Origin of the sequence: Candidatus Nebulibacter yamunensis (assembly GCF_024208055.1) — a bacterium.
Lineage (GTDB): Bacteria > Pseudomonadota > Gammaproteobacteria > Francisellales > Francisellaceae > Caedibacter > Caedibacter lacustris.
Genome location: NZ_JAMBMW010000016.1, coordinates 1 through 14209, shown reverse-complemented (window position 1 = coordinate 14209; position 14209 = coordinate 1). Strand labels below are relative to the sequence as shown.

The 14209-nt window shown below is 34.6% G+C and carries 11 protein-coding genes and 1 pseudogene; 3 read left to right on the top strand and 9 right to left on the bottom strand.

Annotation, left to right across the window (positions count from 1 at the left end; translation table 11 throughout):
- Nucleotides 1-55: 55 nt before the first annotated feature.
- Nucleotides 56-235, top strand: a complete 180-nt coding sequence (locus tag M1V25_RS07570; protein WP_116964127.1) for a hypothetical protein — start codon at nt 56-58, stop codon at nt 233-235.
- An 18-nt stretch (nt 236-253) separates the two neighbouring features.
- On the opposite strand, the gene secB is transcribed toward M1V25_RS07570, so the two are convergent.
- The 4 genes from secB to M1V25_RS07550 all read right to left on the bottom strand — a co-directional run bounded on the left by secB (nt 254) and on the right by M1V25_RS07550 (nt 2424).
- A complete protein-coding gene (gene secB / locus M1V25_RS07565) occupies nt 254-709 on the bottom strand; it encodes a protein-export chaperone SecB (protein WP_498842892.1) in 456 nt (151 codons plus the stop codon).
- Nucleotides 710-729: 20 nt separating this feature from the next.
- Nucleotides 730-987, bottom strand: coding sequence for a glutaredoxin 3 (gene grxC / locus M1V25_RS07560; RefSeq protein WP_116964129.1), 258 nt, complete (start codon nt 985-987; stop codon nt 730-732).
- A 10-nt stretch (nt 988-997) separates the two neighbouring features.
- Entirely contained in the window at nt 998-1468 is a 471-nt protein-coding gene (locus M1V25_RS07555) for a rhodanese-like domain-containing protein (protein WP_498842891.1), read from the bottom strand.
- 65 nt (nt 1469-1533) lie between these two features.
- Nucleotides 1534-2424, bottom strand: coding sequence for a LysR substrate-binding domain-containing protein (locus tag M1V25_RS07550; RefSeq protein WP_498842890.1), 891 nt, complete (start codon nt 2422-2424; stop codon nt 1534-1536).
- 107 nt (nt 2425-2531) lie between these two features.
- Between M1V25_RS07550 and parE the strand changes: the two genes are divergently transcribed.
- Entirely contained in the window at nt 2532-4421 is a 1890-nt protein-coding gene (gene parE / locus M1V25_RS07545; protein WP_498842889.1) for a DNA topoisomerase IV subunit B, read from the top strand.
- Nucleotides 4422-4493: 72 nt separating this feature from the next.
- On the opposite strand, the gene hemL is transcribed toward parE, so the two are convergent.
- The 3 genes from hemL to kdsA all read right to left on the bottom strand — a co-directional run bounded on the left by hemL (nt 4494) and on the right by kdsA (nt 7687).
- On the bottom strand, nt 4494-5774 hold the full coding sequence (gene hemL, locus M1V25_RS07540) for a glutamate-1-semialdehyde 2,1-aminomutase (protein WP_498842888.1): 1281 nt from the start codon (nt 5772-5774) through the stop codon (nt 4494-4496).
- 2 nt (nt 5775-5776) lie between these two features.
- Entirely contained in the window at nt 5777-6742 is a 966-nt protein-coding gene (gene gshB, locus M1V25_RS07535) for a glutathione synthase (protein ID WP_498842887.1), read from the bottom strand.
- Between the two features lie 111 nt (nt 6743-6853).
- Nucleotides 6854-7687: a 3-deoxy-8-phosphooctulonate synthase gene (gene kdsA, locus M1V25_RS07530; RefSeq protein ID WP_498842886.1), complete on the bottom strand. Its 834-nt coding sequence runs from the start codon at nt 7685-7687 to the stop codon at nt 6854-6856.
- Between the two features lie 96 nt (nt 7688-7783).
- Between kdsA and M1V25_RS07525 the strand changes: the two are divergent.
- Nucleotides 7784-7912, top strand: a pseudogene (locus tag M1V25_RS07525) (exodeoxyribonuclease VII small subunit); the annotation flags it as partial.
- 96 nt (nt 7913-8008) lie between these two features.
- Here M1V25_RS07525 and M1V25_RS07520 read toward each other — a convergent pair.
- A complete protein-coding gene (locus tag M1V25_RS07520; RefSeq protein ID WP_498842908.1) occupies nt 8009-9160 on the bottom strand; it encodes a PAS domain-containing protein in 1152 nt (383 codons plus the stop codon).
- A gap of 145 nt (nt 9161-9305) precedes the next feature.
- Nucleotides 9306-13823 (bottom strand): non-ribosomal peptide synthetase family protein, encoded by a 4518-nt coding sequence (locus M1V25_RS07515; protein ID WP_498842885.1) that lies wholly within the window; start codon nt 13821-13823, stop codon nt 9306-9308.
- Nucleotides 13824-14209 lie beyond the last annotated feature (386 nt).

Genomic DNA, 14209 nt, shown 5'->3' with positions numbered 1-14209 from the left:
ATCTGCGCTAGACTCAAAAACAGATAAAGTGTGTTGAACCTAAAAGGAGATTATTATGAAAAAACTACTATCACTTATCGTTATGGCCATATTTTTAAGCGGTAATATTGTATGGGCAGAAAATAACGATTTTGTGGCAAATTCAACAATGACTAAAAATGTGCAGTATAATCACTTTAAAGCGGCATCAGTTGAAAGTCGTAATGCAAAAGTATATTTTCAGGATTTAAATTAAATCAAGGATGATTGCCAATTAATTGGATGTTTCTTTTTGTTTTTCCACTTTTTGCTGATAAATTGTATCAAAGTTAACGGGCGCTAAACAAAGTTGCGGGAACCCTCCTTTTGCGACTAAATCAGAAATGACTTCACGTGCATAAGGATACAGGATATTTGGACAAAATGCGTATTGGGCATGATCAAGTTGCTTATCTTCCATATTGGCGATTACAAAAATACCAGCTTGTTGTACTTCAGCTGAAAAAGCATCAGTTGTGCCAGATTTTACCTCTGCTTCAACTGTAAGCACCACTTCATACATGTTATCTTCTGGTAAATTGTTAACTTTAGTATTAAGTGAAACAGTTAGTTCAGGTTTCCATTCTTGTTTGAAAGCATTAGCACCTTTAGGAATCTCAAAAGATACATCCTTTGTGTAAATTTTTTGAATTTGAAATTGAATCTCAGTGTTAGGTTTCTCAGTAGTCATTTCTTTTCCTTAATTTGTGGTTAATTAATATTACTCAAAAGCGCATCAAGTTTATGTTGACGTTCTAGTGCATATAAATCATCACAACCACCAATATGTTGATTATTGATAAATATTTGTGGTACGGTTGTACGTCCAGATGCACGATCAATCATTTTATGACGAAGCTCAGGTCGAGCGTTTATGTCATATTCTATAAAGTCAACGCGTTTTTGCGTTAGTAACGCTTTAGCATCAATGCAATAAGGGCAAGTTGGTTTGGTATAAATTTCAATCATCAACTTGCTCCTATTTTTTTGCTTTGCTTAGTTTGCTAGCAACTTCATGTTCATCCTCTTTTTTATCAATTGGGAGATTATTATTCAACCATTGCTTAAAGCCACCTTTTAAAACGTAGACTTTATCAAACCCATCTTTTTTGAGCATTTTATAAACGACAGTGCTACGAGTACCTGTGTCACAATAAATAACAATAGGTAAACTTTTATATTTATTCAAAAACTTAGTGCTTGATTTAAGATTGGCAATTGCACTGTTTATGGCACCAATAATATGACCTTGATTGTAATCTTTACCATCACGAATATCTAAGAAAATACCTTTTTCACGATTATTAAGGTTAATAGCATCTTGAGCAGAGAGACTAAAACGTTGATATTTAGTTTGGCGAAGTTCAAAAACAATATAAACCAGGATCGCAAAGATAAAAACAAGACATAAAAGTATATTTTGTGAAATAAAATGACTTAAGTTCGACATAACCTTCCTAAGTTGTAAAGTGGTATTGAATTGGAATCTAGAGCGAATTATAGCGGGTTTGAAAATCAATGAGAAGTTAAACTTACCAAGGTTTTCTTCACTATCTGTTGCAATGGTTTAATCCAGTGATTAATAACCGAACTTTTACGATAAATAAGACCAATTTCTCTATAAGGGATGGGTTCTATAAAATCGATATAGTGAATACCTTTATATGGACTAAAAACTGTTGCAATTTCAGGAATGATTGTAATGCCAAGTTTAGCAATTACCATTTGACGAAGAGTTTCTAAACCAGTTGCATTACACTGTATGCTTTGCGCAGGATTTAAATCTAGTGCTAATATTTGATCGCGTAGACAATGACCTTTTTCTAGAAAAAGCATGGCTTCGTCATTAAGTTTTGTAATATCAACTTTTTTTTGCTTGCTAAGGGAGTGACCATCGTAGACAGCAAGTTTAAATTTGTCTTTAAATAAAGGAATAAAATCCATACCTTGTGGTAAGGATGTTTTAGCAATAAATGCAGCATCAATTTGACCATTTTGTAGCATCTGAATTAAAGTGTCTGTCTTTTCCTCGATTGGATAGATGTTGACTGTGCTTTTTTCTTGTTGACTTATACGAATCAATCCTGGTAGTAAATATTGTGCTAATGTCGGAAATAAACCAACTTTAAAAAGCTTAGCTTCCTCTTTGTTATACAAATTAGCCGCACGTTTAATATCTTGTGCCAAGGTTAATAACCCTTGTGCTTTTGCAATGATCTCCTCACCTATAGGTGTAACAAAAATACTTTTTTGAAAACGCTCAAAGATTGCTACACCTAACTCTTCCTCTAATTTTTTAACTTGCATACTAAGTGCAGGTTGACTGACAAAACAAATCTGTGCTGCTTTGTTAAAATTTTTATATTTAGCTATTGCAACAATATACTCAAGATCTCGAATATTCATAGTCAATTCAAACTTACGCAAGTTAAAGCTATCATTTAGATTTAAGCTTACTGTATTTTATGCCAAAATAAACCTCAAAATTAAAACAATAAAGATTTATTTAGCTTATGATGCAATATACTGCTCAATCAATAGAGGTTTTATCTGGGTTAGATCCTGTTAAACGCCGCCCTGGCATGTATACTGATACGCAAACACCAAATCATATCGCACAGGAAGTGATTGATAATAGTGTTGATGAAGCGCTAGCAGGATATGCAAGTAAAATCTCAATACATGTGTACATAGATGGTAGTTTTGAGGTAGAGGATAACGGACGTGGTATGCCTGTTGATATTCATTCTGAAGAAGGAGTTTCTGGGGTTGAGCTTATCATGACACGCTTACATGCTGGCGGTAAGTTTTCAAGAGAAAATTACTTATATTCGGGTGGCTTGCATGGTGTGGGAGTGTCGGTTGTAAATGCGTTAAGTTTACGAGTTGAAGTACAAATAAAGCGTGATGGTAAGCGTTATTTTATTGTATTTGAAAATGGAGACAAGGTTCAGGATTTAACAGTAATAGGTGAAGTGGGCAAGAAAAATACTGGGACTATCGTGCGCTTTTGGCCTGATCCTAAGTATTTTGATAGTCCTAAGTATATTGTACGTAAACTAAAAAATCTTCTAAAAGCAAAGGCTGTTTTATGTCCTGGATTAGTTGTTGATTATCAAAACGATGAACAAAATGAGCAAGTCACATGGCAATATGAAGGAGGTTTGTTAGCCTATTTACAGGAGAAGGTAGAAGAATTTGAGATTTTACCGCAAGTGCCATTTTCAGGTTCATTTACTGATGGTCAATATGTTGTTGATTGGGCACTGTGTTGGTCTCAAGAAGCGGACAACCTTATAACAGAAAGCTATGTTAACTTAATTCCCACGCCTTTGGGTGGAACACATGTCAATGGGTTAAGAAGCGGTTTATTAGATGCGATGCGTGAGTATTGTGAGTTGCATAATATTTTGCCACGTGGTGTTAAAATTATACCTGATGATGTATTTGTGGGCTTAAGTTATGTATTATCAATTAAAATGCCTGAACCACAGTTTTCAGGTCAGACAAAGGAGAGATTGTCTTCACGTGATTGTGTTAGTTTTATTTCAATACATGTCAAAGATGCATTTAGTTTATGGTTAAATCAAAATATTGAAATTGCAAATCAAATTGCAGAAACAATTATTTCACGTGCTCAAAAGCGTCTAAAAGCAGAAAAAAAAGTAGTACGTAAAAAAATAACTCAAGGTCCGCAATTACCAGGAAAGTTAACAGACTGTGTCGGTCAAGATACACAATATACAGAGCTTTTTTTAGTAGAGGGTGATTCAGCAGGAGGGTCAGCAAGGCAAGCGCGTGACAGAGAATTTCAAGCAATAATGCCATTACGTGGCAAGATTTTAAACTCATGGGAAATTGACTCATCAGAAGTATTGTCGTCACAAGAAATTCATGATATTTCGGTTGCAGTTGGTGTTGATCCAGGAAATGATAATTTAGAGGGCTTACGTTATGGTAAAATTTGTATTTTAGCTGATGCTGATTCGGATGGTCTACATATTGCAACCTTGCTTTGTGCATTATTTTTAAAGCATTTTAAGCCGTTAGTAGCCCAAGGGCATGTTTATGTTGCCATGCCTCCACTCTTTAGAATCGATGTAGGAAAAGATGTTTATTATGCTTTAGATGAGGCAGAGAAAAATATTATTTTACATAAAGTTGCACAAAATAAAAAATCACTAAAGCCGAATGTTCTTCGCTTTAAAGGACTTGGGGAGATGAATCCTATACAATTAAGAGAATCAACAATGGCTATAGATACTCGACGTTTAGTCCAGTTAACGTTGTCAGATGATGAAAGCTTTGATATAGAAGAGTTAGATGAAATGCTATCTAAAAAGCGTGCGCTTGATCGCAAAAATTGGCTAGAACAAAAAGGAAATCTCGCAGATATAGAATAGTTTTACTTTTTTAGTGCTAACTTTTAAAACACGTGCAGTATCGCGAATACCACTCTACCATTGCTAAACATATCAAACACTACCAATAAAACGTGTAAATAGACTCAACGTTTTCTCTATATCTCTATCGCTATGTACACTTGAGATAAAACCAGCTTCAAATGCAGAAGGCGCAAAATACACTCCATGCTCTAACATAAAATGAAAAAAGCGACTAAATGTTTCAAGGCTACAAGTTTTTACTTCATCAAAAGTACGCATATCTTTAGCTTTTGTGAAGAAAAGCCCAAACATACTGCCAATTGACTTTGCCATAAATGGGAACTTATGTACCTGTGCAATACGATTTAGACCTTGCACTAAAGTCTTTGTTTTTTCTGTCAAGCATTCATAAAATCCAGGCTGGCTAATTTTATTTAAGGTAATTAAACCTGCTATCATTGCCACAGGATTACCTGATAAAGTACCTGCTTGATAAACGGCACCAGAAGGCGCCACCATCTGCATAATTTCTTTTTTACCACCAAATGCACCAACAGGCATACCGCCACCTATAATTTTGCCAAAAGTTGTCAAATCCGGTGTTATCCCATATAACCCTTGTGCACCTGTTAAGGCTACTCTAAAACCTGTCATTACCTCATCAAATATCAGTAAAGCTTGATTTTGATCACAAAGCTTACGTAGTTGACTTAGAAATAAGGGGTCAGGTTCAATTAAATTCATGTTTCCTGCAATGGGCTCCAAAATGATACAAGCAATTTCGTTAGGGTATTTTTCAAATAACGCTTCAACACTCTTAATATCATTAAAAGACGCTGTAAGTGTGTCTTTGACCGTGTTTTTAGGTACTCCTGGTGAGTTTGGTACACCAAACGTTAGTGCGCCAGAGCCTGCTGCTACTAAAAATTGATCAGCATGACCATGATAACAACCTGCAAACTTAATAAGTCTATCGCGCTTAGTAAAACCACGCGCCAAGCGTACAGCACTCATTGTAGCTTCAGTGCCTGAGCTTACAAAGCGTACCATATCAATGCTTTCAATCAACCCACAAATTTTCTGCGCCAGCTTTACTTCCAACTCACATGGAGCACCATAACTTAAGCCAAACTCGACTTGTTGTTGTACCGCTTTGATGACATCATCGTCAGCATGCCCTAAAATCATTGGTCCCCATGAACCAACATAATCAATATATTGATTACCCTCGACGTCATATACATAAGCACCTTTTGCTTTTGCAATAAACCGTGGTATGCCACCCACTCCTTTAAAAGCACGCACAGGAGAATTCACTCCCCCTGGTATGACTTTTTGAGCTTGATCAAATAAATTTTGTGAGTTCATCATTTTTATTTCTTTGATTTCCTATTAATTATTCTATCTTCAACCACATCCATCAATATGTCAGTAGCATTAACACCAGTTTCATTATAAATCTGTTGGGTCATTGTTGGACTCGTGATATTGATTTCAGTCAAGGTGTTACCGATGACATCAATACCTGCAAATAATACACCATTCGCTTGTAAATCACGACCAACGATATGTGCAATTTCATACTCTTCGGCATTAATCTTTCGAATTGAAGTAGAGGCACCGCGTGCTAAATTACCACGACTATCTTCACCACTTGGAATACGTGCCACTAAATATTCTAAAGGCTCACCATCAACGATGAGAATTCGCTTATCTCCATCTTTAATCGCAGGTTGATATTGCTGCACCATGATAAACTTAGATTCATATTGAGTGATGGTTTCTAAAATAACATTTTTGTTTGAATCGTTCGGTTGAATACGAAATATCGATTCTCCGCCCATACCATCTAAAGGCTTCACTACCACATCTTTATATTTTTCAATAAAGGTTTTTATATGCTTAAAGCTACGACTAACCATTGTCTTGGGTGAAAACTGAGGATAGTTGTTAATTGAAAATTTTTCATTAGCATCACGTAAAGTTCGTGGCTTATTAACAACCAAAGCACCTTGTTTTTCTGCTAATTCCAAAATATAAGTGGCATAAATAAACTCCATGTTAAAAGGTGGGTCTTTACGCATAAAAATCACATCAAACTCACCTAATCTCATCTTATCACCAGGTATAAGTTGATACCACTTATTATGCTCTTTAGAACCCGTCAGCATTAACTCATAACCTATCCCATAGGCAACACCATCCTCAACGAAAATGTCATTAAGCTCAAAAACATATTGTTGCCAATCCTTTCTAGCAACAGATAACATCATCATATACGCAGTATCTTTTTTAATATTAAATGTATGTAAAGGGTCGATAATAAACGCAACTTTCATTTTTCTTCCTTAATTTTAATAAAGTAAGATGATACAAGCTTTAAGGGTGGACTTTAGACCTTATCAAACAATACTTATGTTCAGTTTTATTGTTCAAATACTTCCTTTATTTTATAAAGTATCCTCAAGCAACACTTGTGACTTTACCGCTTCATCAATTTGTTTTAACTGCATTAATAATGGTTTCATCTTCTGAATTGGCCAAGCATTTGGACCATCGCTTAACGCCTTTTCTGGATTGGGATGGGTTTCCATAAATATACCAGAAATTCCGGCGGCAACTGCTGCTCTTGCTAAAACGGGTACGAACTCACGCTGCCCCCCTGATGAGCTCCCCTGCCCTCCAGGTAATTGCACAGAATGCGTTGCATCATATACAACGGGAGATCTTGTTTCACGCATAACTGCCAATGAGCGCATATCAGAAACTAAATTGTTATAACCAAAACTCACTCCTCGCTCACAGACCATCAGTTGTTTGTTGCCTGTTGTTTTAGCTTTTTCCATCACCTGTTTCATATCCCAGGGTGCTAGAAATTGTCCTTTCTTAATATTGACAGGCAAACCTTGTTCACATACACGAACAATAAAGTTTGTCTGACGACATAAAAATGCTGGTGTTTGTAACACATCAACAACAGCTGATACTTCATCTAAAGGCGTATCTTCATGGACATCTGTCAATACAGGAACCTGTATTTCTTTTTTAACTTTTTCTAAAATTGCTAAACCTTTCCCAATGCCAAGCCCTCGAAAGCTGCTTATAGATGAACGATTAGCCTTATCAAACGACGACTTATAAATAAATGGGATATTAAGTTTTACTGTAAGTTCTTTTAGATAACCTGCCGTCTCAAGTGCCAGTGTTTCAGACTCAATCACACAAGGACCTGCAATAAGGAAAAAAGGCTTATTTAAGCCAACTTCAAAATCTAATAATTTCATACGTAACTCTATTGCTATCAACAAATAGCAATAGTGTAATATCGTGATCTATAAATAGAAAGGAATTTCAAAGCATAAAACTTAACGTTAGCAACTAACCCGAACATCATCGATGAGCTTGCGCCTATGCTTGAAGCTGCGTCTAAAAGCTATCAGGTGTGTAAGGCGAGGATTGATGCTGCTGAGAAATTTGTGGCTGAGTTTGAGAAATCTAGTAATGACTAAAACACAAAAAATCAAAGTATTCCTAGCATACCTCATCCTTTACACCATCAATTGATCTTCACGCAAAAACTGATGATAAAGTCAATAAATGAACCATCATTTAATTAATACTGGTTGAAACTTGGTGCCTTTACCATCGTCTTCAACTTTACGAAACGGTAAGGTAAACGAAAATCTTGGTCCTTCAAATAAGGAATCATTCAATTCTTGACCATCACAGAGCAAGTCAGCATAATACTTCGCTAACGAAAGATCATAAGCAAAGTTATGCTTGTCCATAGCAATGTGCGATTGCTTTTTATACATTAAATGTTCCGCTCGGATATTATCTTCTTCCAACTCCAAAAACGGCATATTACCTGTAAATGCAAAGGTGACATAAAGTTTGTTATGTATTCCATCTTTGGCAGTAATCTTTAAATATATATCTTCTTTTCGACTCTCTTTATCTATCGCTTTGGTGTAGTTAGCCAGTAACGTGCGGATAATGTGACGAACTTTTTTATAATCAATATAAAGCTTTTGTTTGGATCTTTCGTCCATATCAAATGAGACACTCACATCGAATTCTGAGCTGATTGAAGCATCTGCTATATCTATTTCGGTTTCTACCAATTGTTCTAAGTAAGTTGGTATTTCGTTTTTTTCGTTAATATTTTTATATTTTTCTTCTTCGCCTATAATTGTGCTAGTCATTTTTTGGTACATGGTGTACATTTCAGATAGGCTTTCGTTTATGTTATAGAAATCATTATTGAGGTCAGTTCTGACTTTATCTGGAATATCAAATTGCATTAACCGTTTCTCAATATTGTCAATTGCGTCTGAAATGCTTTTAAGGGAATTAACAGCATCATATCCAAAGGACTTAAGATAACTTCTTTGAAACTTTAATTTTTTCTCGAGTTGGTTTTTTTGGCGGATGGTTTCTTCTTCAAGGCGCTTGCGTTCGGTGATGTCGATAGAAATGCCACAAGTACCAATTATTTCTCCATTTGAATTATACATAGGTGAATGAGTAGCATCAAAGATTTTTACCTCACCAGTGGTAATATCTTTAATAGATTCTTCAGCTTTAATTATTTCTTTTTTTTCAATAGCTTTTTTTGCATTTTTAGTTAGTTCTTCAGCAATATCTTTTGGATAAAAATCAAATGCGGATTTACCTATGATGTCTTCTTTTTTTGCTCCAATGTTATTAAATAATAGATCATTAGCTCCTAAAATTTTTTGTTTGAGATCCCCCAGTAAAAAATTTCCGGAACAAGGTTTGCAAACTCATTCAATGATGTTGTCATATCCTTTTCATTTAATATATTCATATTTAATATCCTTAATTTATAAGTACAAGTACGTATTAGAGATTTTAATGGCAGTTTCACTTATACTTTTATCAAACAGATAAATCTAAAAACTCCAATACAGCAATCATATCTAAAAGTTCTAAGATATACAGCACTGGAGCCGTAAATAACAATACCCCAACAATGGAGATGGCTTTTTTGTGTGCTTTGAAAAGCCTCATCATTTTTATTTTTGCGCTATTTGTCAGCTTATCAAACCTTATCCACCACTGTTTCAGCCTGAAATATTTAGGAGCAGTTATAGGTGTTTCTACAGTCCCATCAAAAGTACTGGCTAACCTATCAACGTAAGCTGTTAACTGTTTGTTATTAATCATAGGCCATTCAAAATTCATCATTTTAAACATTGATTCCGTCTTACTTTGTAAAATTGTTGCACTATCATTCTTAATGACATGACTATTCTTTCCATCTGGTTGCCATCCCATGCGTAGTAAAAATCGTCCAATTAAATCACAATCCTCATTTTTATGTAAATAGTTTATTAACTTATCAATAAATGCTTCAAAGTTTACTGTGATAATTTTATGATCGCTCGATTTGAGCATTTGAGAGAGTTGTATTTTATTAGGATTAAATACATGGTGGATATGATTATTCAACTCATTTTTATCGAACATTTTAATAATCGCTTGTGCCGTTATATCCGCAGGCGAAATCTCTACCTCATTCATACTATCGGCAATGCAACCTAATTTACGGATAAACTTAACATAGTTAGCAAAAGAGTTATTTTCAACATCCTCTTGTACTTTCCCGTTTTGTTGCATAAAGGCTAAATTACCAACACGATAAATACTGCTGTTAATGCCTTTTTCACGCCATTTAATTGCATTGATTTCACCAAGGTATTTTGTTTTATTGTAAGGTGAGTTCCATTGTCCATCACTCGTTAATTTATCATCTTCGGTAAGGACGGTTTCATTGTCGTGGCTAATGCCTGTCATCACGGAGTAAGTCGAAATATAATGAAAATCTTTTAAGTTGGTCAGTTGACAAAGTTCAAGCAAATGAATTGTTGCTTGTACATTAGCATTATAAAAGACCTGTTCAATCCCGTAGTGTTTTGCTAAAGCAGCACAATGAATAATGCTATCTATATTTTTAATCAGTTTATGATATTCACTATCTGCTAATCCAATCTGCTCTTTTTCTAAATCACAAGCAATGTAAATAATACGATCACTAAAATGATCTTGCAGAGACACGTCAAAATAAAATTGGTATTTATGTGCCATACGTTCCCTTGCATGCACTTCATCTTTAGCTCTAACACAAAGGTAAATTTGATAGGATGTTAAAGTCAATAACTGGTGTAACAGATTGCACCCTAGAAAACCAGTGGCGCCAGTCAATAATACCGTTTTAATTGATTGGTTTGTGTAATGTATTATCGGCATATGGGCTACTTCTGCCAAATATTGCTCTTTTTTAAGCAATGCAGCCGAATTCAGTGGTTTGTTATGATGCTGAGTATAATACTGTTTAATTTGTGCTAATTTAGCAATCAATAAATCATGTGTAATACGTTTATTATAGGCAAGCTTTCTGGGTGTGCGTAAATCAAATATTTCAGCCACATCAATCTCAAGATTTGATTGTAAGACCATTGATAGTTGAATTGCCTTAATAGAATTACCACCCAGTCTAAAGAAATCATCATCAATGCCTATTTTTTCAATCAGTAATACCGTAGAGAAAGCCTGACAAACAAGTCTTTCCTGTGCAGTCCTTGGCTCAATATAAATTTGAGCACTTTGGAAGGGAATATCAGGTAAGACCTTTATATTAACCTTGCCATTAATAGTTAATGGTATTTCATTGATTTGCAAGGCAGCACTGGGCACCATGTAATGTGGCAACTTGTTAGCAAGTTGTTCTACTATTAATTCAGGGCTAATGGGATGATGTGCAGTGTAATAAGCAAAGAGATATTGCTCGTCATTAACGGATCTATTAATGACAACTGCTTGGTCAATACCTTCAATAGTTGTTACAGCATTTTCAATTTCACCCAATTCAATTCTAAAACCACGGATTTTAACCTGAGTATCTTTGCGTCCAATGTACTCTAAATTACCATCAGGTAACCATCTAACTAAATCCCCTGTTTTATATAAGCGATCATAGCCTTTTTGTTTGTCTTCTTCAGTCGCAAAGGGATTAACAATAAACTTTTCAGCAGTCAATTTGGGTTGGTTTAAATAACCCCGTGCCAATCCGGCTCCACCAATATATAACTCTCCAGCAACCTCAATTGGTACAGGGTTAAAATGTCCATCGAATACATAAGCGGTTGTATTATCTATTGGTGTGCCAATCTGCTCGACTTCATCATAATGTATATGCTTGCATTGAGCATAAATAGTCGCTTCTGTTGGACCATATAAATTAAATAATTGAACCTTGTGACTCCAATGGGATGCCGTTTTAGCATTACAAGGCTCACCTGCATAAGAGATGGTTTTTAGATGCGAAACATGTTGGTGTGGCAGTTGTGCTAGTACAACAGGTGGTAAGTAGGTATGGGTTATTTTATGCGTGTTAATGTAATCAATGATTCTACTTGGACTTTTTCTTATTTCACTTGAAAATATATGTAGAGAAGCCCCTTTAGAAATCGGTGTAAAGATTTCAGCAATTGAAACATCAAAGTTAGTAGAGCTAAACTCAGTTAAATGATCTTTATCAGTTAGTTTGTACAACCGTACTAAAAAAAGAATGGTATTAATAAGGCTTTTGTGTTCAATCATAACCCCTTTAGGTTGTCCAGTCGTCCCAGAAGTATAAATCACATAAACCAGATCATTTGATGTGTTTACAGTAGTCAAATTATCAATTGGTAAGCCTTGATAGCAATAATTATCTAATGAAATAATGTTTGCCTTTGAAAGGCTTTGTAATCTTGAGACATAACGAGACTGTGACAAGATTAAAGTTGCTTGTGTATCATCAAGTATATATTTAATTCTTTCATCAGGATAACTGGGGTCAATGGGAACATAAGCGGCACCTGATTTTAAAATCCCCAAGATGCCTATAATCATTTCTAAGCTTTTATCTAAGCATAAAGCAATCAAGGTATCTGGTTTGATCTCAGCAAGTGATCGCAAGTATTTTGCTAGTTGATTGGCTTTAGCATTTAACTGCGCATAGGTAAGCTGCTTACCTTCAAAAACAATGGCGATATTGTCAGGGTGTTTTTGAGCCTGTTCTTCAAATAATTGGTGAATGGTTTTATTTTTTTGGTAAGGTTTATCCGTTTTGTTCCAATCGTATAGTAGTTTTTTTTTTTTTTTTTTTTTTTTTTGATCAATGGACATTAATTCATATTCAGATAATTTCTTATCTGTGTTGGTTAATACTTCATTGATCAAGTTTTCAAAATATTCAATAAAGTAATTGGGGATATATTTTTGATTATATTTTACCTCAAAGTAATCAGACATGTTTTCATAAGCTAGAAATAGAGTCTGATTTTCAGCATAATAAGTTCTAAATTCTGAGCAGATGGAGTCTTTAATCATAAGTTTTGGAGAAATGATCAAAGTTTCCATTACTGATATATTCGGCTTTACATCAAACCTCAAACACTTCCCTATCTCCTCAAAAGCAATGTTCTGACATTCTCTGTCCTTTTTGTATTGAACCTTTATTTTCTCAAGCAATTCCGCAAATGTCATTTCGCCAGATAATTGAATCCGCATTGGAAACATACTGACAAAATAACCAACGATTTTACTAAATTCAGTCGGGCGTATGTTTTTAGGATAGGACACAACTAAGTCATTTAAATGAAAACATCTCAATACAAACGTACTAATTAAGGCATTAAAAAATATAAAAGGCGTGGTTTTGTGTTTTTTAAGAAACTGATTGAATGTTTTGGGTTCGATATCAATTCGCTTACGATTGATTTGCCCTGTGTCATCATGGTTATATTTAACAAGATCATTTTGATTGCATCCTTGAAGATAGTGCTGCCAATAATCAATGGTTTCTTTTTTACTTTTGGCAATGATTTCTTCTTCATAATCTAAGTAATCAGCCAATTGATAGGTTTGAAATTGGGTAATGGCATCCAATCCCTCATTATAAAGCTTTTCAAATACTTGACTAAATATTGTCGTGGTTAGTCCATCTGAAATAATATGATGCCAGACAAACTGAAAATAATACTGATCATGATCTGTTTTAATCAGTATGGCTCTAAATAGCCAGTCCTTTTCAAGATCAAAAGGCTTGGCTCTTAATTGTTCAAGTGCAGCAAGAATTTCATCTTGAGTAGAATGGTATAATTCCTGATAAATCACATCTCCATCAAAGCGATCAAGGATGATTTGATTTGCTTCGCCGTCCTTTTCAATAAACCGTGTTTTAAAAGCTTCAAAATAATTACCAATTGTTTGATATATTGCTGCAAACTTGTCTCTATCTAAGTTACCCCTAACTTGATATGAAATCGCAATATTATAATTATCCGCATAAGGATTAAGTTTGTAGGCATACCACAACTCTTCCTGCTGCTTTGTTAATTTAAAGTACATCCTTTGATCTCCCCATCTTTGATTATAAACTTCATACTTATAGTATGAGTAAAATGAGATCAAAACACCAATAAACATTCGTAACAAAAGGTTTTGTTTTGATTGCAGTTACTGATGACACTTAAAGTACAAAAAACATCAATTTGATGAATAAAAATCAGTTGCATTATATTTGAACTTGGGTATATAACGATTCTCTTCTCAAGAGAAGAGTTTTTAGATATAAGTAATTAATTTAAGTCATTTTCTTGCTAATTTGGTAAATCCTTTTTTTGTCAGTGGAAAGGAGGTTGCGATTAAGAAATGGGGGTCTCTTAATAATGATTCAAAATTGATAGTATCAATCATGTTATTTTATTTCAACAACTTTTGTTGGATAAATTTTT

Excerpts from the sequence above, each read along its gene's own strand:
- M1V25_RS07515 (WP_498842885.1), bottom strand. The coding sequence starts at position 13,823 with ATGTACTTTAAATTAACAAAGCAGCAGGAAGAGTTGTGGTATGCCTAC.
- parE (WP_498842889.1), top strand. The coding sequence starts at position 2,532 with ATGATGCAATATACTGCTCAATCAATAGAGGTTTTATCTGGGTTAGAT.
- gshB (WP_498842887.1), bottom strand. The coding sequence starts at position 6,742 with ATGAAAGTTGCGTTTATTATCGACCCTTTACATACATTTAATATTAAA.
- grxC (WP_116964129.1), bottom strand. The coding sequence starts at position 987 with ATGATTGAAATTTATACCAAACCAACTTGCCCTTATTGCATTGATGCT.
- secB (WP_498842892.1), bottom strand. The coding sequence starts at position 709 with ATGACTACTGAGAAACCTAACACTGAGATTCAATTTCAAATTCAAAAA.
- M1V25_RS07570 (WP_116964127.1), top strand. The coding sequence starts at position 56 with ATGAAAAAACTACTATCACTTATCGTTATGGCCATATTTTTAAGCGGT.
- M1V25_RS07555 (WP_498842891.1), bottom strand. The coding sequence starts at position 1,468 with ATGTCGAACTTAAGTCATTTTATTTCACAAAATATACTTTTATGTCTT.
- kdsA (WP_498842886.1), bottom strand. The coding sequence starts at position 7,687 with ATGAAATTATTAGATTTTGAAGTTGGCTTAAATAAGCCTTTTTTCCTT.
- M1V25_RS07550 (WP_498842890.1), bottom strand. The coding sequence starts at position 2,424 with ATGAATATTCGAGATCTTGAGTATATTGTTGCAATAGCTAAATATAAA.
- hemL (WP_498842888.1), bottom strand. The coding sequence starts at position 5,774 with ATGATGAACTCACAAAATTTATTTGATCAAGCTCAAAAAGTCATACCA.